Below are 23,926 nucleotides of genomic sequence, written 5' to 3' on the forward strand. Positions count from 1 at the left end.
GCCTATCTCAAGGGCGCCGATATCACGGGGGCACGACTGTCCGCCGCCACGCTGGACGGCGCCGACCTGACCGACTTGATCGGCTGGCGAGAGCTCAGGTCCATCAGCCATGCGAGCATCGAGGGCGTGCGCCACACGCCGTCGGGTTTTCAGGCGTTTGCGCTGGAGCAGGGTGCGGTGAACGCCGCCACCCTGGCCGAACCCGAGGACGAACTGGCCGGCTACTCCAAGCAGTTCCGGGCGATTTGATCAGCGCGGTACCGGCGGCGGCGACTGCCACAGCACCTGCGTGATCATCCAGACGCCATCGAACTTGGCCAGATGCAGATAGTCGATGCCCCACCACGCGGTGAGTTTCGCACTGGCCGTCTGGTCGGCCACGTCCAACAGCGTGACGAGCTTTGGTGACGTTGGCGGCGTGGGCTTCCCTCGCTTCTTCACCTGATTCGTGTACGACATGAATTCAGCCCATGGCATTCCCTCGCCTTCGTACGTGGTCTTTCCTTTCGGGATGAAATAGCCGTACTTGACTACCTCGGGGCGGACGCTGCGCACCAGCTTCGCCGTATCGCCCTCGTAGAAGCCTTCCACGTAGTTGAGGACCGCGCGTCGTACCGCGTCACGATCGGCGGCGCTCTGGGCCTGCAGCATGGGCGCCGGCGCCAGCATCAAGGACCCGATCATCGCGAGGAGCCATTGACGTTGCATATGTGCTCTGGTGTGTAGAGTGGAGTCAAACTGTGGCGAATGCAGGCGTGTGCAGGGTTAGTCTCGCGCCAACCACGCACCGTCGCAACATTACTGGGACAAATCGCGCCTCCGGCTGCCGTCAGGCTTCTCACCGTTCCCGCCACCCGTCCGATGCCCTCACGCCGTTGTCGCACTGCGGTCCTCACCGCGTGCGCGTTCTCAATTCCGTCGGCACTCGGCGGCCAGGCCACGTCCGCAGACTGGCCGGTGTTCGGCGGCAACACCGACAACACGCACTTCACCACGCTCGGTCAGATCACACCGGCCAACGTGTCGCGGCTCAAAGTGGCGTGGACGTACCAGACGGGCGATGAATTCAAGGGATCGGAGATGCAGGCCAATCCCATCGTGATTGACGGCGTGCTGTATGCCACGACGCCCAAGCTGCAGGTGTTTGCGTTGAATGCGGCGACGGGCAAGGAACTGTGGCGCTTCGATCCCAACAACGGCGCGGCGCCACTGTCGCGCATTCGGCATCGCGGGGTGGTGGTCACCGGCGATCGCGTGATCTTCAACTATCGCAATCGGCTGTACGCGCTCGATCGCGCCACTGGCAAGCCGATCATGTCGTTCGGCACCAACGGCTGGGTGGACTTGCGCGCCGGTCTTGGTCGACCGGTGGAAGGACTCTCGGTGAGTGCCAGTACACCGGGTGTGGTGTTCGAGGACCTGCTGATCATCGGCAGCTCGGTCCCCGAGCAGTTGCCCAGTGCCCCAGGGGACATTCGCGCCTTCGACATCAAGACGGGCGCGCTGCGCTGGAGCTTTCACACCATTCCGCATCCGGGTGAGTTTGGGTACGACACCTGGCCGGCCGAGGCGTGGACGATTGCCGGCGGTGCGAATGCGTGGGCTGGTGTCACCATCGATCCGAAGCGCGCGATGGTGTTCGCGGCCACGGGGTCGGCGTCGTACGACTTTTATGGTGCCAATCGGCTGGGCGACAATCTGTTCGCCAACAGCGTGCTGGCGCTGGATGCCCGCACCGGGCAGCGCATCTGGCACTATCAGGTGCTCAAACATGACTTGTGGGATCGCGACTTGCCCGCGGCACCGACGCTGGTGACGGTGACACGTGATGGGAAACCGGTAGATGCCGTCGCTCAGATCACGAAGACGGGACACGTGTGGTTGTTTGATCGCGACAAGGGGACGCCGATGTTCCCACTGGAGGAGCGGCGCATGCCCCACGTCGCACTGGATGGCGAGCAACCGGCGACCTCGCAGTTCTTTCCGACGTTGCCGGCGCCTTTCGCGCGGCAGCAGCTGACGAAGAACGATCTGACGACGCGCACGCCGGCCGCGCACGCGGCGGCACTCAAGACGTTCAATCAGTACCGCACCACCAATCCATTCGACGCGCCGAATACGAAGGGCACGATTGTCTACCCCGGCGTGGATGGCGGCGGCGAGTGGGGCGGGCCGGCGTTTGATCCAACCACCGGCCTGCTGTACGTGAACTCCAACGAAATGGCGTGGCTGCTCAAGCTGGTGCCGCGCAGCGACGAATCCCTGTACGCCGCCAACTGTGCCAGCTGCCACGGTGAGTCACGCAAAGGCACGGCGATCGGTCCGTCACTGGAGAACATCATTGCCAAACGCACGCGTGAACAGATTGTGCAAGTCGTGCGCGAGGGCACCGGGCGCATGCCCGCCTTTGGCGGCGCGATGGATGGCGGGGCGGTGAATGACCTGGTGAATTTCCTGATCACCGGCAAGGACGCGACGAAAGCCACTGTCGGAACCAATCCGTACACGTTGCCGTATCGCACCGCGTACTTCGACATCTTCCTCGACCATCAGGGCTATCCGGGTGTGAAGACGCCCTGGGGCACGTTGAATGCGATCGACCTGAACACGGGCAAGACGCGCTGGTCGATTCCGTTTGGCGAATACCCGACGTTGGCCGCGAAAGGCATTCGCAACACGGGCACGGACAGCTACGGCGGGGCGATTGTCACCGAGAACGGGCTGCTGCTGATTGCCGCGACAACGTACGACAACAAGTTTCGCGCCTTTGACAAGCGCACGGGGCGTCTGCTCTGGCAGACCACATTGCCGGCAGCGGGGAATGCGACGCCATCCACGTACATGGTGGACGGGAAGCAGTACCTGGTGGTCGCGTGCGGTGGCGGCAAGAATGGGGCGAAGAGCGGCGGGACGTACGTGGCGTTTGCGTTGCCTTGACGCGCGAAACCGCGGGCACCCTGTAGCAAGTGGATCGTCGACGATAGATTGCTGCTTGCTTCGCTTCACTGACTCCTCCCCACGTCGAGCGCATGGACACGAACATTGCAGCGCTCCTTCGTGATGTCGAATCCGGCGATGGAACCGCTGCCGATCGCCTGTTCGTCGCACTGTACGACGACCTCCATCGGCTGGCCGAGCGGCAGTTGGGACGCAATGGTGGCCACCTCACCCTTGGTACCACGACCCTGCTGCATGAGGCATACATCAACATCGCCGACCGATCGGGTCCATCGTTCCCCGATCGCGCGCATTTCATGGCGTACGCGGCACGAGCCATGCGCGGACTGATCATCGACTATGGCCGCAGTCAGCGGGCGCAAAAGCGAGGGGGCGAGTTCCATATCACGGCCATCGACGACGCGACGCCAATTGCCAGTGCGGACTCCGGCGGCGTGAACCAGCTCGAAGAACTTGGCGAAGCGCTTGAAGGGCTGTCCAGGCTCGATCCACCCCTCGCCGAACTGGTAGATCTGCACTTCTTCTGCGGTTTTGGATTCGGCGAGATTGCCGGGATGCGCGGCGTTTCCGAGCGCACGGTGCAGCGTGACTGGCGAAAAGCGCGCCTGCTGCTGCATCGCGTGCTGCGCGACGATCCAGCGGACGCGGGGCCAGTCGGCGGTGCCGAGGGCATAAACCGCTAAGGCGGTCCGTCAAAACCGGCCATCTCCGACCATGTCGGGTTTTCGCTGCGGATTCCGATTGTTGTGGTAAGCGGCCGTCCTTCCGGCCGTGCCACCCCACACCGGAGCCCCCGCATGTTTAGCCTCAAGCGCGATTTCTGGAACGCCCTGCAGCCATTGTTGGATTGTGCGCTCGACCTGGAGCCAGCGCAGCGCCGCGCGTGGTTGGACGACATGCACGCTGACTGCCCGACCATTGCGCGGGAATTGGAACGGCTGATGCGCCCGGAGCTGGAATCGTCAGCGGGACATCTGGCGTCTTTCTCGGCTCGCGATGTCGTTCCTGGCTCGCTGGAATCCCTTGGCCTTCGCTGTTAGGGCGTCGCACCGGCTCTGTCGTCTTTTCCCAACCGTTTCCGATCTCCAGAGCGAGGGAGGTCGGTTCAACGCGAAGAAACGGGGGCGGCATGTCGGTCATGGCAATGGTGGCGAGCGCGATCCTGATAGTGGCAGCGCTCTACGCGATACTGGCAGTGGTGGTCGCTCACCTGTTTACCACGCCCAAGCGGGTGCAGTCTCCCGAGCATATTGGCGCCTTGTACGAACGCGTGCAATTCTGCGCGCGCGACGAAGCCCTGCAGCTTGCTGCATCGTATCGGCGCACCCCAGGCGCGACGGGCGCCGTGATCCTCGCCCATGGTCGCGATGCCTGCCGGGGCGATGAACTCCGCGGAACGACGGTCTCGCTGGTGCTTGAACTGGCTTCGCGTGGTCTCAGCGTCGTGCTGGTCGATCTTCGGGGCCACGGAGAAAGCCAAGGAGCGCGACTGACGTTTGGCCGTCGCGAGCGTCGCGATATCCTTGGCGCGGTCGACTTCCTGTTGGCGCGCGGCTACCAACCCAGTTGTATCGGCGTGCTGGGTGCATCGATGGGCGGCGTAAGCGCCATTGCAGCGGCGGCCGAAGAACCGGCCATTGGCGCGTTCGTCATCGACAGTGCCTTTGCCAAACTCGATGACGTGTTGCAGGCGCAGTTCACGCGGCTCACCAGACTCCCCGCGTTCGTACTTTTCGGTGCGCTGGTCGCCGCGCGCCTGCTGACCGGCGAGCATCTGCTGCGTCACTCGCCGACCCGGAACATGGTTCGGCTGCGCGGTCGTCCCACGCTCGTGATTCACGCCGAGCGCGATCCCTTCGTACCGGTGCACCATGCGCACACACTGGCCCAGGCGGGCGAAGGCACCGTGTGGATCACCCCAGGCAATCGACACCTCGCGTCGTTTGGCGTGGCTGGGCGCGAATATGTCGAAATGGTTGGCGCGTTCTTCGCGCGGCACTTGGCGACGGAGGCTCCCGAGGTGATTCTGGTAGAGACCGTGATGGCCGAGGTGGCATAGGTCACCACGCGAGCCAATTCCTCAACACTGCATTCATGTCATCGTTGTCCGAATCACTGTATGCGCGACTCAGTCCGCTACTCGATCAGGCGTTGGATCTTCCCCCCGAAGAGCGGACACAGTGGCTCAATGACTTGCAGCGCGAGAGCGTGAGCGTGGTGCAGGCCCTCGGCGACATTCTGCTGTCTGGCGAGACGTGGAAAGGGGACGGTTCAGAGCCGTCGGGGTTGCTGCCTCCGCTGGCGTCGCTGCTTGAGCGTGAACCGTCGCTGGCCGGCATCCGCATTGGTGCGTGGACGCTCGAACGACCGATCGGACACGGGGGCATGGGCAGTGTGTGGCTCGCCACACGGGCCGACGGCCGCTTTGAGGGATCGGCAGCCGTCAAGCTCCTGAACCTCTCGCTGATCGGACGCGCGGGACTCGAACGATTCCGTCGCGAAGGAACGGCCCTCGCTCGGCTTTCGCACGTCAATATTGCGCGTCTGCTTGATGCGGGCTTAAGCGAACTGCGCCAGCCATTCCTCGTGCTCGAGTACATCGACGGCGAACCACTCGATGCGTACGCCGCGCGCGCAACGGTCAGTACCGAGCAGCGCGTAGCCCTCATGCTGCAGGTACTCGCGGCGGTTGGCCACGCGCATGCCCATCTGATTGTCCATCGCGACCTCAAGCCGTCGAACGTGCTGGTCACGCATGATGGCACCGTGAAGTTGCTCGACTTCGGGATCGCGCGCCTGATCGCCAACGAGGAGGACATCGGTGACGTGACGGATCATGGGCATCAGGCGTTGACACCGGCGTTCGCCTCACCCGAGCAGTTCCGTGGCGCGCCCATTGGACCGGCCTCCGACATTTACAGCGCTGGTGTCATGCTGTATCTGCTGCTGACCAATCGTCATCCGACGGCCGCCGGTGCGCGCACCAGCGCGGAGTTCGCGCAGGGGGCGTTGCAACAGGAACCCGCACTGACGGGCCTGGGCGACCTTGACGCCATTCTGCGAAAAGCGCTGCGGAAGCTGCCCGGAGAGCGCTACGAGACGGCCGCGGCGATGGCAGATGATTTGCGGCGCTGGCTGAATCATGAACCCGTGGCGGCGCGTCCCGATTCGTGGTCATACCGCGCCGCAAAGTTCGTGCGACGCTACCGAGCGGGTGTCGCGATTGCTGTGGCGGTTGGCGCCGCATTGACGACGGCGACCGTCGTGTCGGTTCGCCAACGGTTGGAGGCCGAGCGGCAACGGAGCGTTGCGGAGCGCAACTTCCGCACGCAGGAAGGTTTTCTTGCCGCGGCGCAGGTACTCGCCAGCGACACGCCCGGACCGGACGGCAAGCCGCTCGATGCGCGCGGACGACTGCTGAATGCAGTCGAGGTGATCGAGCAGCAATTCAAATCCGAACCCCGCACGGTGGCGCTCGTCATGGCCAACCTGGGCGGACAACTGTTCGAGAATGGCGATGAGAAGGGCTCCCTCGCGCTGGAGGCCAAGTCTCGCGACATCGCCCGCAAGGCCAACGAATTCGATATCGCAGCGTCCATCTCGTGTACGCGCGCCAAGACATTTCTGCGGTCGCGTGCGATCGACTCAGCGCGAGCAGCGATTGCGGAAGGCCGAGCAGCGTTGGCCCAGATCGGGTCAAAGGCCGAGGCGTATTTGTGCCTTCAGGCTGAAGGCGATCTCGCGGCGGTGGACGCTGATCCCGAACGTGCCATTGCGCTCTTGAAACGGGCCCTGACCGCGTTTGACGACGCAGAGCGCGTCGAGGGCGCGTCGAATCGGTCCTTGAATCGACTGGCGATTCTCAACAGCCTTAGCCTGGTGATCCAGTCGGCTGGTCGGCCCCGAGAGGCATTGGCGGTGCAGCGCACCATCGTCGCCGACGTCGAATCGATGGGGTATCGGGGCACGCCAATTCTACCAAACGTCGCCGCGCCCATGTCCCGCATGTTCTTCGACCTGGGAGAGATGCAGGAGGCCGTATCCAGCTACCGCGCGATCGTGCAGCGCTCGGAACGACAGAACACCGCTGGCATAGTAGACCCGTACCTTTCCCATGTGTACGGACAAATTCTGCTGCGGGCGGGCGTGTCCGACTCGGCGAGCCGATGGATCGCGGCCGCCGCAGCGGGTTCGCTCGGGGATAACCCGACAATCACCAACGAGGTGAACGCCGCGTGGGCCACTCTTGAAACCGGCCGTATCAAGGAGGCCACCATCCTCGCCTCACGCGCAAAAGTGTTGTATCCGTGGCATTGGCTCACCCGCGAATGGGTGCGCCTGCGCATTGCGCGTCACACCGGCGATTCGCTGCCGCCCGTGAAACGGCTCGCCGTCGCCATCGACTCACTGTGGCCTGATGCGTCCATTCCAAGGGCGTACTTCATTTTCCCGCTGCTCACACTCGGCGAGTGGCGCTTGACCGATGGTGACGTGCAAGGCGCCGACGCGGCAGCATCGCGCGTGCGAACTCTGGCCATGGTTGACTCGCTGGCAGTAACACGCAGTGCTATTGTCGGGCACGCGGATTTCCTGCATGCGCGCGTGCAGCACGTCAGCGGCGATCATGCCGGCGCGACCCGCACGGCGCAGCGGGCGATCATCGCGCTGTCCACGGGTTATGGCGCAACACACCCGGTGACGGTGGCGGCGCGAGCCTTTTTGCAACGCTAGCCGCCACCGTTCGCGCCAACTGTGGGCCCCGGGTGTGCGACCTTCACCGTCGCGATCGGGAGACGGACCGCCGGCAATCCTTGCGGCCCTGTCCGCTTTGAAGTCGCTTTGTGTGTTCCTCCCGAACAATTCAAAGTCCTGAATGGGCAGAGCCTTGACGAGCGACATCCGTGCCTGCCCCACCTGTCGCACTCCGTTGCCACCACAGGCCAATTTCTGCCTGAATTGCGGCGCGGCCACGCCCACCGAACCCGGCGTACCGGAGCGCACCGCGCCCACCGGAACAGTCGAAATCTCCCGCCTCACGCGGGCACTGGCCACGAGCTACAAGATCGAGCGCGTGCTGGGCGAGGGCGGGATGTCGACGGTGTACTTGGCGGAAGATGCGAAGCACCGACGTCGCGTGGCCGTGAAGGTGATGCGGCAGGAGCTGGCCGAGACACTCGGTACCGAGCGCGCAGCTGCACGCGCTCTACGGCGTGGTCTTGGCGTTGGCCGGCCGCAGCGTCGAGGGCGTCCGTGAGGCCGAACAGGCCGTCGCACTGACGGCATCACAGCCGAGTGAAGAGAACAGCCTGTACGCACGCACCCAGCTGGCGCGCATCTATGTCATCACCGGCATGAAAGAGAGGGCGATCGATGAGCTGGAGACACTGTCGCGCGCACAGTATTCCATGTCGCTAGGTAGGCTCCGTCTCGATCCGACCTTTGCATCGCTGAAGGGGAATCCGCGGTTCGAGAAGTTGCTGGTGCAACCGGCGAGTGCAGTGAAGCCGTGAACGGTATCCTGTTCCAAGGCGTCACGATGGGCGAGAGCATCGACACCCCAGGCCCCCTGTGCTACGGGTTTCCTGCCCGTCGTTCCACCACGGGCGTGGTGACACGCGGCACCGATCGCCCCCACGTTTTCTGCGTGGCGCTGTACGCCGCAGGGATATCGGTCCCGACCAGTCGATTGAGTTCGGTGGTCGCCTTTCGCGCATCGTCAACCGCGTAGTCCAGCGCCTTGCGCTGGTCCATACTCGGCAGGCCGCTCCATCCTTCAATCGGCGCGCGCGTGGCGTTCAAGGTGGTGAATGCACGATCCACGTCGGCGCCCACGCGTATGATGCGTGTCCGCAGAGAATCTGCCGTCGCACCCGCGCCAATATCGGTAATGATCGAATCGCGCTGCCCGACAAGCGCGCGCGCCGTTGTCCGCGCGAACCCGAGTGTCTTGGTCCAGTCATATATTCGCATGAGCAATATTTGACGCGCCGCGCGATCAACGGTGCTGAACTTTGGCAGCGGATCGGCCTCCACGATCAGTCGCCCCGACAAGGGCGCATTCGCACCAGGCACCGTGACGCGAATCGTGTACGTGCCAGGCATGACCAGTGGACCAATGGGTGCGCCGCCGCGACCACCTCCCTCGCCGGCCGCTGGGAAGCCCACTGGCACCGACGCCGGTGCGCCGCCGCGTCCGCCGGCGCCTGCTCCGCGACCGCCCGCACCGGGCGCATTCGCATTGGCCGCGTTGGCCGAGTCGACTGGCGGTGCATACCGGAGGTCCCACACGACACGATTCACCCCGGATGCGGTCGGCCCTTTGAGCGTGCGAATGGTTTTGCCTGCGGCATCCATCACCACGATGTCAGCGCTCCGGCCCGCGCCCACGTCGTCGCGCACATGATAAGAGATCGCCGCGTTCCATTCCGGATTCGGCGCAAAGAATTCGCCATGGCCATACCACGCCTGCGGCGAGAACGTGCTCATGAGTCGCGCGTTGGGAATGGGCAGCAGCGTCGCGCTGTTGCGCATGGCGCTGGCCGTGAGCCCTTCGAGGGCGCCCACATGATCGAGCACCCAGATGCCTCGGCCGTGCGTCCCGACCACCAGCGCGTTGTCACGCTCCTGAAACACGGCATCATCGACGGACACGGTCGGCATGTTGGTCGCCAGTGAATGCCAGGTCGCGCCGGCGTCGTTGGAGAAGTGCACCCCGCGCTCGTGGGCAAGCACCAACACCTGCGGATTTTTTGGATGCTCGCGAAGGCGATTGACCGATGTCTCGGGCAGTCCCGCCGACAGTGATCGCCACGTGGCGCCGAAGTCATCGCTGACAAACACATACACGGTGTAGTCGTCGGTGTAATGCCCGTCGAAGGTCACGTACACGCGACCGACCTTGAGCCGCGATGGCAGCACGGTGCTTACGTACGTCTGCGGTGGGACGCCAATCTGGTTCGTCAGGTTCGTCCAGTGCTTGCCGCCATCCTTCGTGAGCTGCACCTGACCATCGTCGGTGCCGGTGTAAATGACCATGGGGTCGAGCGGCGACTCCCCAACCGATGTGAGCGATCCATAGTTGGACTGGCCGTCATGACGCGACAGCGCGTCGGCGCCCACCACACCGCCCATCATGGTAAGTGTGTCGCGATTGACGTTGAGCGACAGGTCGCCGCTGATCCTGCTCCAACTCGACCCGCGATCGGTGCTTTTGAACAGCATCTGCGCGCCCATATACCAGACGTTTGGATTGTGGCGCGACACGACGATGGGCGTATCCCAGTTCCAGCGCAGGGCGGTGGCGGTCGCGCCCGCGATCCCCGGTGCGCGCGACGCCGGCCGATCGGCAATGCTCGGCCGAGCGTTCCGCCGTTCCATGGTTTCGATGTTCACCCACGCGGCGTTGCCGTTCTGTGACGACTGCAGCACCATCGCCCTGTTCAGCGGATCGAAGTGGGCGTGGAAGCCGTCGCCACCACCAATGTTCCACGCATCGCGATCGGCAATTCCGTTACGGTTGCGGACCGCGCTGGGCGTGCACCACACCCCGTTGTCCTGCAAGCCACCGCAAATGCGGAAAGGCACGCTGTTGTCCACGTCCACTTCATAAAACTGTCCGATCGGCATGTTGCGACGAAAATCCCAGGTCTTGCCGCGATCCCAGGAGATGGAAATGCCGCCGTCGCCGCCAATGATCATGTGGTTTGGCGCGTCGGGATCAATCCACAGCGCGTGATCTTCGCCGTGCACGCTGCTGAACAGCTCTGTGAACGATTTGGCGCTGTCATTCGAGATGTAGAACCCGCGATTCGAGCCCAGCGTATACACCTGCCCCGCGTTGCGCGGATCGAGGCGAATTTGCGAGTAGTAGTTGGGCCGACTATTGAGCGATGAGGTCTTCGTCCACGTGGCGCCGGCGTCGAGCGTGCGGTAAATGCCGGAGTTGGGCGCGCGCGCTTCGATGGTCGCGTACACCACCTTCGGATCGCTGGCAAAGAGTGAGAGGCCGATGCGTCCCTTGTCGCCTGCGGGGATGCCGTTCGTGAGCGGCGTCCACGTTGTGCCGCCATCGGTGGTTTTGTAGATGCCGGATCCGGGGCCACCGCCATTGAATCCCCACGCGCGGCGCTGGCGCTGGTACATCGCGGCGTACAACACGCTGGGATTCGCGGGATCGATCACCAGGTCGGTGGCGCCGGTATGCTCGTTCACAAAGAGTGCTTTCGTCCAATGGCGTCCGCCATCGATGGTCTTGAAGACGCCGCGTTCGGCGTTGGGTCCCCACAGGTGTCCGCCGGCGGCGATGTAGACGGTGTTGGCGTCGCGCGGATCGATGACGATGCGCCCGACCGAGCGCGAGTCCTTGAGTCCCATGTTGGCCCACGTCTTTCCACCGTCCGTGCTCTTGTAGACACCGTCGCCCCAACTGGAACTCTGGCGCGTGTTGGCTTCGCCGGTGCCCAACCAGATCGTTTGCGGTGCCGACGGCGCGACGGCGACCGCACCGATGGACATCATCGCATCGACACCGTCAAAAACGGGGTTCCAGGAAATGCCGTTGTTCGCGCTCTTCCACAGGCCGCCACTGGCGGTCGCGACGTAGATCGCGTCGGCGTCGCCGGCCACGCGCGCCACGGCAATATCGTCGATGCGGCCACTGGTGTTGACGGGGCCGATGGATCGCCATTGCACAAACGAATACGGGGACTGTGCGACGCCGCGCGTGGACATTGCGGTGGCGATCGCGAGGGCGAGTGCGAGACGGGAGGCGAGACGGGGCACGGGTCGCTCGGTGACGGGGGCGGATGGAGCGGTGCTGGTGGAGAACTTGGACAATCGACGCATTGTCGGGAATGGGTACGCACGCACGGCAAGGCGAGGCGCTTGGCTACCCGGCGATGGCGATGCCCGGTGGACCGACCCCGGGGTCATGATCGCGGTTGACCGGCCGGTGTCGTGCCGGCCGGTTCGCTCAGTGCCTTTCGAATAGCCGGTTCCAGCGACACCGGCCCGATCGGCCCCATCACTCGATGCCGCACGCGCCCGTCGCGCCCAATGAGCACCGACGTCGGATAACCCTGCACGCCGCCCAAGGCGGCGATCACCTCGCCACTGACGATGCTGATCGGGTAGGTGATGCCGCGTGAGGCGACGAACTCGCGCACGATGGCGGGATCGCCGCGGTCAACCGACGCGCCCAGCAAGACCAGTCCGGCGTCGCGATGCCGCTTCCAGGTGGACTCCAGCAGCGGCATTTCCGCGCGACACGGTATGCACCATGTCGCCCACACATTCACCAGCACGACCTTGCCGCGCAGACTGTCCGTTGACAGCGTCGCGCCGCTGAGCGTGTGCACGGTAAAGGTCGGTATGCTGGCATCTCGCGACCGAATGCCCACCAGCGCGCCCACATGCGGCAACAGTCGCGGCAACGCCCAGAGCGAGATGGCGACGACCATCAGCGTGGACCAGTGCCGCCAGCGAAGCAGGCGATGGAATGAGGACATGAATTGAAATGTCTACTCTCTCAGGCGCTGGCGCACCCCTTGGCAGGCGATCCCGTCGGTCGCCTGCTGAAGTAGAATAGGGTGTTCGCGGTTCCCAAGTGTCTGCCCTGCACACGAACAGGACGCGCGGCTTCTGCCGTGGTGATCCCTCACACTGCCCATGCTCGATACCTCCCGCCTGCGCGATCTGGCCGTCAGCGATGCCGGTTTTGTGTTCGACCCGACCACGGGTCACACGTACAACATCAATCCCACCGCCTTGTTCGTGCTGAACGCCCTCAAGGCCGGTGACGCGCCTGAGGCGATCGTGACGAACTTGCAGGCCTCGTTCGACGTCGAACTGGAATCCGACCTGGCGCGCGATGTCGGCGATTTCGTTTCGCGACTTCGCGAGAACGGACTGGTGCGGTGAGCACGACGGTCCGGGAAACGGTGGCGATAACGGGGATGAACGCTGGCGACAACCCGGCGCCTGGCGTGGGCGTGGCCCGTTCGCTGCGGTTGGACCCGACGTTTGCCGGCCGCGTGATTGGACTGGGCTACGACGCGCTCGATGCGGGGTTTTACACCCAAGGCTTGTTGGATGGCGGTGGCATCCTGCCCTACCCGTCCATGGGCGCGGACGCGTTTCTGGCCAGCATGCGCACGCTTACCGCACGCTTCGGCATTCGTGCCCTCATCCCGAATCTCGATTCCGAACTGCGCGCCGTCAGCACCCTGGAGCCGGATCTGGCCGCCGAAGGCATCGGGACCTGCGTGCCGTCGCTGGACGCCATTGAGCGCGCATCCAAGCCGCAGTTGCCACAGCTGGCCGCTGCTGCCGGCATCAGCATTCCGGATTCCGAAGCCGTCAGTTCGGTGGACGGCATTGCCCGCATTGGACAGCACTTCGGATTTCCGATGGTAGTCAAAGGCGTGTACTACGGCGCCTGGGTTGTGGAAAGCGAAGCGAGTGCCATCGCCGCCTTTCACCACTTCGCCGCCACGTGGGGGGTGCCGGTGATCTTCCAGCGCCATGTGGCCGGTGACGAGTACAATGTGTGCGCCTTGGGTGACGGGCGTGGCAACATGGTTGGCGCGGTGGCGATGCGAAAATTGGTGGTCACCGACAAGGGCAAGGGGTGGGCTGGCGTCACGGTGTCCAATCCGCTCCTCATCACGTTGGCGGCGAAAATCATCGGCGCGCTCCGGTGGCGCGGCCCCATGGAAGTGGAAGTGCTGGTGAGTGGCCGCGGCGAGGCCCTGACCGACTTGCACGTGATCGAGATCAATCCGCGGTTCCCGGCCTGGGTATATCTCACAGCCGCCGCCGGTCAGAACCTGCCGGCGATGTGCGCCCGCATGGCACTGGGCTATCCCACACCGACCGCGCTGGCTCCGTATCAGGCGGGTCGCATGTTCGTGCGTATTGCCATGGACCAGATCGCCGACGTGAGCGCGTTCGGTCACCTCTCGGCCACCGGCATTCTTCCTGAACCGCCACGGGTGACGCAGTGAAACCGCGCTATGAACGTCCCATCATCGTGCGCCACATGGTGGGCGGCCCGAACAAGTTCGGCTCGCAACCGGCCGCACGCGTCTACGATCGTTTCGAAGGCGTACCCGTGGCCGATCTGGTCGCACAGTACGGCTCGCCGTTGATGCTGTTCTCCGAACGGGTGTTACGCGAGCGCTATCGCGAATTGCGGGATCAGCTCGCGGCGCGTATTCCCCGCTTCACGCTGGCCTGGTCGTACAAGACCAACTATCTGGGCGCCATCTGTCGGGTACTGCATCAGGAGGGCGCGTGGGCTGAAGTGGTGTCGGGACTCGAGTACCAGATGGCGCTGCGACTCGGCATGCCGCCGCGTCAAATCCTGTTCAACGGACCCGCCAAGAGCGAGGCCGACCTGGAGCTGGCGTTTCGCGGCGGGTCGGTGGTGCACTTCGATCACCTCGATGAAATCGCCCTGGCCGAGCGCGTGGCGGAACGCCTGGGCATCAAGCCCGAAGTGGGGCTGCGCGTGAATATGTCGGACCTGCCGGTGCAGACGTGGGATCGCTTTGGCTTCAATCTCGAGAACGGCACGGCGCTGGAAGCGGCCAAGCGCATTGTCCGACGCGGCTTCTTTGACCTGCGTACGCTGCACACTCACGTGGGCACGTTTGTCCAGGACGCCGACGCGTACCGACTGGCTGTGCGCGGATTGGGGACGTTGGCGCGACAGCTGCGCGACGAGTTGGGGGTGCAGATCGACACGCTGGACATGGGCGGTGGACTGGCGTCACGCAATACGCTGCAATCGCAGTACCTGCCGGGCGAGCAGAGTACGCCGTCATTTGCCAAGTACGTGGAACGCGTGGCCACCGGACTGGAAGAGACGTACGGCAGCGAAGAATGGCCGCGTATTGTGTTCGAGTCGGGCCGAGCGCTGGTGGACGATGCCGGTGTCATGGTGGCGACGGTGGTGGGCAACAAGCGACTCACCGATGGACGGCGGGCGGTGGTGCTCGACGCCGGCGTGAATATCCTGCCCACCGCCTACTGGTATCGTCACGACGTCTATCCCGCGCAGGCCGTGCATGGCACCGCCGAGCCGACGGTGTTTGTGGGGCCGCTGTGCATGAATATCGATGTGGTGCGTGATCGCATTCAGTTCCCGCCGCTCCGTGCCGGTGACCGTGTGGTGGTGGATCGCATCGGCGCGTACAACGTGACACAATGGATGCAGTTCATCGCCGCGCGTCCCAACGTGGTGATGGTGTCGGAGTCGGGACAGCACGCCGTGATACGCCAGGCCGAAACCATCGAGACGCTGGTGCAGCAGGAACGCATGCCGGGTTGGCTGGCGTGAGTGCGTCGTCCCCGGCGCGGGTGTTGATGGAGAGCGCGCTGCGCCCTTTCGCGCAGACGTTGTTGTCGCGCGACCTGGGGACCGGATTGCTGGTGCTGCTGGCGATTGCCACGCAGCCACGACTGGGCGTGTTCACCGTGGTGGCGGTGGCGGTGTCACAGGTTGCCGTTCGGGCGATGGGTCTGGGTGAGATGGCTGTACGCGAGGGGATCGCGGCGTGCGCCGCCATACTCACCACGCTGGCCCTGGTTTCCACACTGGGTGAGGTCACGTGGTCGATGGTGATTGGTGCGGCCGTGCTGTCGGTATTCGTCACAACCGCGCTGCAGGCATTGTTCAGTCGAGTCTTGTTGCCACCGCTGGCTGTGCCGTTCGTCGCCTCGGCGTGGATTGCGTTACTGGCATCGCGCGTGTGGCCGCCGATGTCCGGTGCCGCATCTTCCTTGATTTTTGCCGCACGCATCCCGACCGCCTGGCCGGGGGCGGATTGGTTGAATATCCCGGCGTCGATGATCTATGTGCACGGCGCGGTGGCGGGGCTGCTGGTGCTCGCGGCCATCGCCTGGCACAGTCGTATTGCCCTGCTATTGGCGATGTTCGGCGCGGCCGGTGCCGCGATCGCCCGCGCGATGTTCCGTCCGGACGTGTTGTGGTCGGACATCGATACCATGGCCGCGTTCAATGCCATGCTCACGGCGATGGCCCTGGGCGGGGTGTGGTTTGTGCCCCATGTGACGTCCATCGCGCTGGCGTTGATCGGCGCCATGCTGACCGCCGTGTTGACCTGGGCGCTCAGTCCAGTGGCCGGTGCGCTGGGACTGCCGCTGTTGTCACTGCCCTTCGCCATCACCACCCTGTTGGTGCTGTTGGCGGCCCGCATGCGCGAGCACGATCGATGGCCCACATCGGCGGTGCCGGCCGATCGTCCAGAGGACGCGTTGACGTCACACCTTATGCGCATCCGTCGGTTTGGTGACTTTGCGTGGCTGCCGTTCCGTCTGCCATTCCGCGGTGCGTGGGTGGTGACGCAAGCGCACAACGGTGCCCATACGCACAAGGGCCCGTGGCGCTTTGCCTTTGACTTTGAAGTGGCGTCGCACGATGGCCGGACGTACGACGGTGCGGGAACTGAGGTCACCGACTTCCGGTGTTACGGCCTGCCGATTCTGGCCGCGGGCACCGGCACCGTGGAGCAGATCATCGACGGTGTGCCGGACAACGCGGTGGGCGGCGTGAATGCGCGCGACAACTGGGGCAATACCGTCGTCATGGCGCACGGCGCCAATCTGTTCTCGGTGTATGCCCATTTGCGTTCGGGATCCATTCGCGTGAAGGTTGGCGACCGCGTGAAAGCCGGCGCGGAACTTGGCCGCTGCGGCAACTCCGGGCGCTCCCTCACACCTCACTTGCACTTTCAGGTGCAGCGCGGCGCTGTGTTGGGTAGTGAAACCGTTCCGGCGGACTTTGGCGATGTCATCACGCGGCACGTGAATACCGCCGCCCTGGCGCACCGCGTGATACCGATGGAAGGCGATACAGTGCGTCCCATCGTTCGCGATGACGTCCTGGCGCGCGCCTTGGCATTTCCCGCGGGTTCCGAGTGGCTGTTCGAGGATCCGCTCACGGGTCGACGGGAACACGCGCGGGTTGAGGTCGACCTGTACAGTCGACTGGTCCTGCAATCCGATGCCGCGCGCGTCTACCTGGAAGTCTATGACACCGGCTTGGTCGTCATCGCGTTCGACGGCTCGCGCCAGTCGCTGTTGCGCAGCCTGCCGCTGGCACTGGCGCGCATGCCGTTCGATCAGGAATCCTCCATTACCTGGAGTGATCGCGTGCCCCGTCGCCTGATGTCCACCTGGGCCAGCGCCTTCGTGGAGCTGCTGGCGGTGGTGGCTCCGGGCTGGACCGACCACGAGATCCGCTATCAGGCCCGACGCCACGAAGGCACGGTGGTGGTGGAAGGAACCACCAGTCGATATCGCACACGCACCGTGGTGTCGTTCAGTGATGCGCCGCACCGGATCGAGGTGCGCAATGTGCGCGACGAGTTGCTGCGCACCGTGATCTTTCATCCCGTGTCGGCGGCACCGGCGGAGCATTCAGCATGAAACGGATTGGCCTGACGCTCGTGCTGATGATGTCTGTCGTGCCGGGACTGGGAGCGCAGGACGCGCCCGGCGTCGACCAGCCGAAACCGTTATTGGTGAACGCCAGCGTCCTCGCGTCGCCGTATGCCTGGGATCTGTCGCTGGCGTTCGAAACGGCCGGCGATGTGCGCGGCGCGCGCACCGTCATGGTCAACCGGTACGGCGCGCGTCCCGGATCGTATGTGCCCTGCGTGCGACTGGCCTGGCTGAACCTGCAGCTTGGTGATGTAACCGAGGCCATCGCGCTGTACCGACGGGCACGCGCCTTGGACGACTCACAGACCGAAGCGCCTGCCGGACTGGCGCTGGCGCTCACGCGCGTGGGATATCTGGCGCTGGAACGCGGTGACTACCCGATGGCGCGACGATCGTGGGAAGAGGCGCTGGTGCACGAGCCGCTCAACCAGAGCGCGAAGCAGGGTCTCACGCTGGTCGGACGGTCCGACGAGATCGCGCCGGAAGTGTGGATCGGGCACATCAACGCCTCGCAGAACTCGTCGTCATCGAATGTGCTGTACGCGGCGTTACCGGTGCGGGTGAATCCCTGGTTGACGCTGCGCGCGGCATTTCGCAGCGTTGGCACGCCGTCGGCGGCGCTCAACACCGTTCCGTTCTTCGGGTCGCAGCGCGAGATGTTTGGCGGCGTGCAGGTGGAACACGGCCGCAGCGCTACCGAAGTGGTCGGATTCCGGTTGACCAACGACGTGTCGTCCAGCAATGGCGCAGCCGTGGGCCTGCGTGTTGGCGGTCGTGCGGGAGCCACCATGATGGCGTCGGCGATTCAGACCACCGCCGGATCAAATATTCAGGTGGCCCCGTCGGCCTATCGATGGGTGCGACCATCACTGCGCCTGTCACTCGGCACGCGCGTGACCCGTGACTCGGCGTTGACCGGCGTGAGCGGCCTGCTCGGAGCCACCTGGCATGGACGTCAGGCCGACGTCGATGTGCGCATACACGCGGGCACTGAGCGGTGGGCATTTGATCTCGCCGGCCCCACCATCCTCTCGTTTCTCGCCCAAACCTCAGGCGGCGGGAGTGTGACCGGCTCGGTGCCGTTTGCCAGTGGCGCCACGCTCAGTGTGCAAGCGCAGATGGAGCGTATCGTGTCAACGTCGCTGGGTGACGGGTGGTATCGCAGCATCGCCATCGGCATGCGATTCGTGCCGAAAGATGGTACTCGTCGGTAATCACTTAGAATCAGAACATTCATGGAGAGAACGTGATGAGCAGCATCGTATCCCCGCGTGTCGCGGTTGGCGTTGGTATCCTGTTGGCACTCGCGTGGCCGTCGGCGCAAGCGCAGGGCACTCGTGCCCCTTCGCTCTATCGTGAGTCGTACGCGCTGGAGGCCAAGCGCGAGTACCCGGCCGCCCTGGCCAAGGTACGCGAAGCGAAACAAGCGGGCAGCAATGCGTATTTCGCCAATCTCCGCATGGGATGGCTGTCCTATCTCGCGGGTGACTATGTCGCGTCGGCCGCCAGTTATGCGGACGCGGTGACGGCCGAACCCAAGGCCATCGAACCGAAGCTCGGGCGCACATTGCCCTTGCTCGCTGCCGGCAACTGGCGCGAACTCGAACGCGCGTGTCGTGAGGTGCTGTCGCTCGACGCGCAGAATGTGAGTGCGTTATCCCGGCTGGCCATCGCGCAATACAACAGCGGGAATTTCGCGGATGCGGCCGCGAGTTACCGAAAGCTCATTGACGCGTATCCGTCCGATCTCGATTTCAAGACGGGACTGGGCTGGGCGCTACTCAAGCAGGGTCGTACGGGCGACGCGCGACCGCTGTTCGAGGCCGTGCTGGCCGTGTCGCCGGACAACCTGAATGCGTTGAAGGGGCTGGGGCGCTAGCCGGCGGCTCCCAGCGCCACCACGAGATCCCACTCGGTTTTCGTAACCGGGACCACCGACAGGCGCCCCACCTTGATCAGGGCCATCTGCGACAACGTTGCGTGCGCCTTGATTTCGGGAAGCGGAACCGCGCGGGAGAACTTGGAAACGGCGCGCACGTCCACCATGAACCACGTTGGCGCCGCTGGATCCGATTTGGCGTCGTAATAGTCACTGGTTCTGTCGAACGCCGTCGCATCGGGATATCCCTCGCGCACCACTTCGCAGATGCCGACAATGGCCGAGGGCTCGGCGTTGGAGTGGTAGTAGAACGCCAGATCGCCCTTCTTCATGCCGTCGCGCAGAAAGTTGCGCGCGCTGGTGTTGCGCACGCAGTCCCAGCCGGTGGTCTTGTTGGGGGCGGCCAGCAGGTCGTCGAATGAAAAGACGTCCGGTTCGGATTTCACCAGCCAGTAGCGGCGCTCACCCTTGGTACGAGGGGCGAACACATGCGCCCACTTGCCCTGTTCGTAGGGCAGGGATTGCGGCGCCTTCTTTGCTGGCGTGACGTTCGCTTTTGCGGCCGGCTTTTTCGCGACCTGCTTGCTCGCCTTCTTGGCTGGCATTACTCGTCACGCCTCGGATCTGTGATTGTGGTGGGGCCCTCGACATCGCCACAAGAGTGCGTACGGGGCGTCCCGAAAACAACTGTCTGCCCCGTCGAAGCGTTCAACCCGCCGCCACGACTCGTCGGTCGCGAATGAGGTCGCACACCGTCGTGAAGTTCTGCTCCGTGCAGTAAATCCCCACCGGCTTTGAACCGAGTCCGGCGCGAATCTGGACGTAGCGGCTTCGTGCGCGGACAGTGACCTTGCGAATGGCGCTCCAGGCAATGAACGCCTCCTGCTCCGACCGTGCGAGCAGCCCTGCGCCGACCGCTCCGGGGGCGCGAGCAAAGGCGCCCAGCAGTGTGGCCGCGTCGGCTGCTCCGCGCGACCCTTTGCCGAGTTGGAAGTGCACCCCCCGATCGGTCAGCACGTACGCGGCGGTGAAGCCGCCCGAGACGTCGATGATTGCTCCGACCAGTGCCCAGAGCACGGCGAACAGGCTCAGGCCACCGGCGAGCACTAACATGCCGTCGCTCGGTTGAACGGTGAACGCCACGATGATGGCGATCACCGTGACCGGGATTCCGAATACCAGCACAAAGCTCTTCCACAGGCGGCCGCTGGTGAGCATTCGAATGCGATGGCTCCATCCGGGAAGGAGCACCTGCTCGGTGTCATTCAATGACCGGTCCTCCTGATCAGGCGCTCCGCTGGTCGCTGCGCTTCGCCGTTCCACTCGGCAGTGCGCCAAATGTGGTCGGCGGGTGCTTGCACACTGACGAATTTTCAGCGACGGCAGCAGGGGGAATTCCCTGACAACGCCAGCAAGCGAGTCATGTAGCTTTTTCCGACCACTTCTGTGTGGCGGCGGAATCGCCGCTGGGTTCCAATGATGTCCTCACAAAGCGTAGCGGAACCACTGAGGTTTTGCGAGCAGTGCGGTACGCCGCTTGTTGCCGGCGCCCGCTTCTGTGAAAACATGCGGCCTCGCCATCGGCAGCCCGGCGCCATCGGCTGGCGACCGCTGCGGTCGTCCCCGAGGCGGGGGTCGTACCGGCACGTCTCGCCGCCGCAGGCCCCTTCGTCACGAACGCTTCCACGGCCATCATCGCCGCGGCGGCTCTTGTGCTCGTTACCGGTGGCGAGGGGAACGTGGAGGTCGCGCTGCGGGAGTATCGCGCGGCGTACGCGGAATGGCAGCGCCTGGATTCGCTGCGAAAGGGGCGGGCGCCATGAGTCGACCTGTTCGCATGGTTGGTCCATGGCTAGGGGTCATGGCGCTCCTGTTCGTGACGCCGCTGATCGGGCTCAGTGAGTTGCACGCGTTGCGTGTGACAGACGCCAACTCAATGCAGCGACGGAATCCAATTGATGAATCGTACTGGCCACGATTCCCGTCGGACACCGAACTGCAGTCTGCCGCCGACACTTTCATTCGCGATCATGTGGCTGGATACCGAGACAATGCCTGTCATGCCAGCGCCAGTGCCAACCCGGGCGAGATCACCAAGCTCCATCACAAGACCGACACAGAGCTCTTCAAGGCCCATTTGCGCTTTCTCTTTACTCAAGCGAACTACCCTTGGGGCTTTCGCGAAAAACGCTGTTTGACCGAACAAGCGCCGGTGAGCAGTACGGATACCGTATACGCACTCCTGTGGTTCAACCCAGCAAGTGATCAGTTCTATTTCCTGGCCATCATGTCGCCTCTGGAGGAATACTGGCTCCCTGAATACGACGTCGGCTGGCCTGCGAACCCACCAACAGAGGGAGGCACCAAGCCGCCAGCAGGGGCGGATTCCACGTCCGCCTCGCCGTTTCCGTTGTGGCCTGTTCTGATCGGTGTGCTTGGCGTGCTTGGTGTCGGCAGCGTGATCGCACTGATTCGCAGCATGCTCGCCGCCCGCGCCGCCGCGGGTCCCGCCAGTGCCGCGAATAGCGATGACCCCAGCGCGCACCCGCCCAATCTGGCCGCCACTATTCCGATCTCGCGCAGTGACATCTACCTGACGCCCGTGCCGCTGCAGGCGCACCAGCAGCTCGCCGCCGCCATCGCCCAGGCGCTCGGCGCCGACTGTGTGTCATTCACGCTGGCAGAGTGGAACGCGAGGAAGGGGAGCAAAGACCCCGCCGTCCTGGCAGCGCTGGAGGCGCGGCGGGATTCGGTGATGCGTAACGCGTTCGAGCGAATGCAGAAGTCGATGAACTTGCGGACGCCCATCAAGTTGGTGTTCGAGAACAACCCGAAAGGACCGTACTCCGGACAGTATCGACCCAACGCGTTAGGCGGGCCCGAGCTGATGATCGACAAGTCGGTTTCTCAGTGGGACTATGGACCACATCACGTGCTGGACACCCTCGCCCACGAACTGGAGCACGTTCGTCAGTGGGAGCCCGGGTCCGCGCTGGGAGATTCCACCACACGTGCCGTGGCCACCAAAAACGCCGCCGACTTCGTGGAGATGGAAACCGACTTTGAGAGCTATTCCGAGCAGTTCGTGGAGCGCGACGCGAGCGCATTTGCCGGCGTCGTGAGCCGGGAGATCGCCGTGAAGGGTTATCTGTCCAAACTGGAAAGTCTGCGGAAGAAATGGGAAGAAGTGAAGTTGCGGGACAGTCTGCGCAGCTCGAAGTCAGTGTGGGAACTGTCCGACGACGATCTGCGCCTGCAGAAGCTGAAATCGTTCCTGAAGATCAAGCCCGGCGAGGATATCTTTGAGAGGCTCAAACCGATGATCGGTACCGAGGATGCGCCCAGGCGCCGCCGACCGGAGAAGTGACGATGACTAGTCCCATAGCCGTCCACGACGACGCCGGCGCCCTGCTGACGGCCGTTGGCTATCAGCCCGCGTCACGCCTGGCTCATGCGGCCCTGCGGCTGTCACAAGCGCCGGATATCGTCGCCGACCTTCGGACGTTCGTCGCCGCCGGACAGCCACCCGCCGACTACGACACTCGCACCCCGCCCTGCCTGTTCCGGCCGCTGCCGCTGGCACTCTGCGTGGCAGATCTGATGCGCGAAGCCGGGTTGGCGGCCAGCGGCGCCTTTCTCATGGCGGCGCTCCTCACCTACGATTCCGCCCGTGGCGAAGCGTTGCTCTTGTCGATGGTCGAGAACGGGGTGTGGCATGTTGCCGACGACGGCACACGCAGCCTGCGCTTTCCACCGCTCTTCAAACCCTCATCGCAGTGCGGTCATTGTGGACGACCGCAGTTCCGTGATGTCGACCACTGCGTCCACTGCGGATTGCCACTGCGTGCCGCTGAGCCTTCGCCGGAACAACAGGCGCTCGCCGATTTTCTGGTCTGGCTCGACACGCTTCCCGACATGCCCTCTGTCGACACCAGCACTTGCCAGCACTGCGGCAGGGCCCTCGGCCCCAGTGCCCGCTTCTGCGGTGGATGCGGCGCGAAGATCGACTAGACGCGTTGCGCCGGCCGTAGTTCGACGTCAGATGCACGAGCAATTCCCGCCCGTATATTCTTCTCACACGATTTCCGGAGCGATATATGGGCAAGTACACACTCAACGTGAACGGCGCGTCCCGGACCGTCGAGGTCGAACCCGACACGCCCTTGTTGTGGGTGTTGCGCGATTCGCTGGACCTGACCGGCGCCAAGTATGGCTGCGGCATCGCACAATGCGGTGCGTGTACGGTGCACGTGAACGGCGTTCCCACGCGTTCCTGTCGCACGCCGGTATCGACCGTCGGCTCAGGCGTCGTCACGACGATTGAGGGCATCGACACGCCCCAGGCGCGCGCCCTGCAAGATGCGTGGTGCGAGCTCGATGTCCCGCAGTGTGGATACTGTCAGGGCGGACAGATCCTGGCGGCGGCCGCGTTACTCAAGTCCAATCCGCGTCCCACCGACGCCGATATCGACACGGCGATGGCGAGAAATTTGTGCCGCTGCGCGTCGTACACGCGTATTCGTGCCGGCATCAAGCGCGCCGCCGAGTTGGCCGCGACCGCCACTCCAGCCAACGGGAAGCGAGAATGACCCACGACCCCAAGTCCGGTGCGTTGAAGATCGA

General features: G+C 64.2%; 22 protein-coding genes. 17 read left to right on the top strand and 5 right to left on the bottom strand.

The annotated features are described in order from the left end of the window. The coding region (locus IPP90_15510) for a pentapeptide repeat-containing protein (protein MBL0172098.1) at nt 1-249 on the top strand (249 nt) is incomplete at its 5' end. Here IPP90_15510 and IPP90_15515 read toward each other — a convergent pair. Further along, nucleotides 250-684 carry a nuclear transport factor 2 family protein gene (locus IPP90_15515; GenBank protein MBL0172099.1) on the bottom strand — a complete coding sequence of 145 codons (435 nt, stop codon included), beginning with the start codon at nt 682-684 and terminating at the stop codon, nt 250-252. A gap of 177 nt (nt 685-861) precedes the next feature. Between IPP90_15515 and IPP90_15520 the strand changes: the two genes are divergently transcribed. The 7 genes from IPP90_15520 to IPP90_15550 all read left to right on the top strand — a co-directional run bounded on the left by IPP90_15520 (nt 862) and on the right by IPP90_15550 (nt 8,468). Further along, entirely contained in the window at nt 862-2,937 is a 2,076-nt protein-coding gene (locus IPP90_15520) for a PQQ-binding-like beta-propeller repeat protein (GenBank protein ID MBL0172100.1), read from the top strand. 92 nt (nt 2,938-3,029) lie between these two features. Then, nucleotides 3,030-3,641 carry a sigma-70 family RNA polymerase sigma factor gene (locus IPP90_15525; protein ID MBL0172101.1) on the top strand — a complete coding sequence of 204 codons (612 nt, stop codon included), beginning with the start codon at nt 3,030-3,032 and terminating at the stop codon, nt 3,639-3,641. A gap of 114 nt (nt 3,642-3,755) precedes the next feature. Beyond that, complete coding sequence (locus IPP90_15530) at nt 3,756-3,998, top strand: hypothetical protein (GenBank protein MBL0172102.1); 243 nt, start codon at nt 3,756-3,758, stop codon at nt 3,996-3,998. A gap of 89 nt (nt 3,999-4,087) precedes the next feature. Then, on the top strand, nt 4,088-5,017 hold the full coding sequence (locus IPP90_15535; GenBank protein MBL0172103.1) for an alpha/beta fold hydrolase: 930 nt from the start codon (nt 4,088-4,090) through the stop codon (nt 5,015-5,017). Nucleotides 5,018-5,052: 35 nt separating this feature from the next. After that, on the top strand, nt 5,053-7,689 hold the full coding sequence (locus tag IPP90_15540) for a serine/threonine protein kinase (GenBank protein MBL0172104.1): 2,637 nt from the start codon (nt 5,053-5,055) through the stop codon (nt 7,687-7,689). A gap of 142 nt (nt 7,690-7,831) precedes the next feature. After that, nucleotides 7,832-8,212, top strand: coding sequence for a hypothetical protein (locus tag IPP90_15545; protein MBL0172105.1), 381 nt, complete (start codon nt 7,832-7,834; stop codon nt 8,210-8,212). Continuing rightward, nucleotides 8,181-8,468, top strand: a complete 288-nt coding sequence (locus tag IPP90_15550) for a hypothetical protein (protein ID MBL0172106.1) — start codon at nt 8,181-8,183, stop codon at nt 8,466-8,468. Before IPP90_15545 ends, IPP90_15550 begins: the two co-directional genes overlap by 32 nt. Nucleotides 8,469-8,529: 61 nt before the next feature. On the opposite strand, the gene IPP90_15555 is transcribed toward IPP90_15550, so the two are convergent. Beyond that, nucleotides 8,530-11,739 carry a hypothetical protein gene (locus IPP90_15555; protein ID MBL0172107.1) on the bottom strand — a complete coding sequence of 1,070 codons (3,210 nt, stop codon included), beginning with the start codon at nt 11,737-11,739 and terminating at the stop codon, nt 8,530-8,532. Between the two features lie 146 nt (nt 11,740-11,885). Next, nucleotides 11,886-12,464 carry a TlpA family protein disulfide reductase gene (locus IPP90_15560; GenBank protein MBL0172108.1) on the bottom strand — a complete coding sequence of 193 codons (579 nt, stop codon included), beginning with the start codon at nt 12,462-12,464 and terminating at the stop codon, nt 11,886-11,888. Between the two features lie 160 nt (nt 12,465-12,624). Here IPP90_15560 and IPP90_15565 point away from each other — a divergent pair, with 160 nt between their 5' ends. From IPP90_15565 to IPP90_15590, 6 genes are read left to right on the top strand one after another with little or no spacing between them, the layout of a single operon-like run. Continuing rightward, nucleotides 12,625-12,876, top strand: coding sequence for an HPr-rel-A system PqqD family peptide chaperone (locus IPP90_15565; protein MBL0172109.1), 252 nt, complete (start codon nt 12,625-12,627; stop codon nt 12,874-12,876). Beyond that, nucleotides 12,873-13,961: an ATP-grasp domain-containing protein gene (locus IPP90_15570; protein ID MBL0172110.1), complete on the top strand. Its 1,089-nt coding sequence runs from the start codon at nt 12,873-12,875 to the stop codon at nt 13,959-13,961. The genes IPP90_15565 and IPP90_15570 overlap by 4 nt, the downstream gene beginning before the upstream one ends. Next, nucleotides 13,958-15,298, top strand: coding sequence for a diaminopimelate decarboxylase (locus IPP90_15575; GenBank protein MBL0172111.1), 1,341 nt, complete (start codon nt 13,958-13,960; stop codon nt 15,296-15,298). Before IPP90_15570 ends, IPP90_15575 begins: the two co-directional genes overlap by 4 nt. Continuing rightward, the gene (locus tag IPP90_15580; GenBank protein ID MBL0172112.1) at nt 15,295-17,409 is read left to right on the top strand and encodes an urea transporter; all 2,115 of its coding nucleotides are present in this window, start codon (nt 15,295-15,297) and stop codon (nt 17,407-17,409) included. Before IPP90_15575 ends, IPP90_15580 begins: the two co-directional genes overlap by 4 nt. Next, the gene (locus IPP90_15585; protein ID MBL0172113.1) at nt 17,406-18,638 is read left to right on the top strand and encodes a hypothetical protein; all 1,233 of its coding nucleotides are present in this window, start codon (nt 17,406-17,408) and stop codon (nt 18,636-18,638) included. The genes IPP90_15580 and IPP90_15585 overlap by 4 nt, the downstream gene beginning before the upstream one ends. A 35-nt stretch (nt 18,639-18,673) precedes the next feature. Continuing rightward, nucleotides 18,674-19,303: a tetratricopeptide repeat protein gene (locus IPP90_15590; GenBank protein MBL0172114.1), complete on the top strand. Its 630-nt coding sequence runs from the start codon at nt 18,674-18,676 to the stop codon at nt 19,301-19,303. On the opposite strand, the gene IPP90_15595 is transcribed toward IPP90_15590, so the two are convergent. Both IPP90_15595 and IPP90_15600 read right to left on the bottom strand, forming a co-directional pair. Beyond that, nucleotides 19,300-19,908, bottom strand: a complete 609-nt coding sequence (locus IPP90_15595) for an EVE domain-containing protein (GenBank protein ID MBL0172115.1) — start codon at nt 19,906-19,908, stop codon at nt 19,300-19,302. The genes IPP90_15590 and IPP90_15595 overlap by 4 nt on opposite strands. 103 nt (nt 19,909-20,011) lie before the next feature. Then, nucleotides 20,012-20,572, bottom strand: coding sequence for a hypothetical protein (locus tag IPP90_15600; GenBank protein MBL0172116.1), 561 nt, complete (start codon nt 20,570-20,572; stop codon nt 20,012-20,014). A gap of 592 nt (nt 20,573-21,164) precedes the next feature. Between IPP90_15600 and IPP90_15605 the strand changes: the two genes are divergently transcribed. From IPP90_15605 to IPP90_15615, 3 genes are all read left to right on the top strand, one after another. Next, on the top strand, nt 21,165-22,670 hold the full coding sequence (locus tag IPP90_15605; GenBank protein MBL0172117.1) for a hypothetical protein: 1,506 nt from the start codon (nt 21,165-21,167) through the stop codon (nt 22,668-22,670). Between the two features lie 2 nt (nt 22,671-22,672). Further along, a complete protein-coding gene (locus tag IPP90_15610; GenBank protein MBL0172118.1) occupies nt 22,673-23,314 on the top strand; it encodes a zinc ribbon domain-containing protein in 642 nt (213 codons plus the stop codon). An 86-nt stretch (nt 23,315-23,400) separates the two neighbouring features. After that, nucleotides 23,401-23,892 carry a (2Fe-2S)-binding protein gene (locus IPP90_15615; GenBank protein MBL0172119.1) on the top strand — a complete coding sequence of 164 codons (492 nt, stop codon included), beginning with the start codon at nt 23,401-23,403 and terminating at the stop codon, nt 23,890-23,892. The last annotated feature ends 34 nt before the right edge of the window (nt 23,893-23,926 follow it).

It is taken from the genome of Gemmatimonadaceae bacterium, from assembly GCA_016720905.1.
Taxonomy (GTDB): Bacteria; Gemmatimonadota; Gemmatimonadetes; order Gemmatimonadales; family Gemmatimonadaceae; genus Gemmatimonas.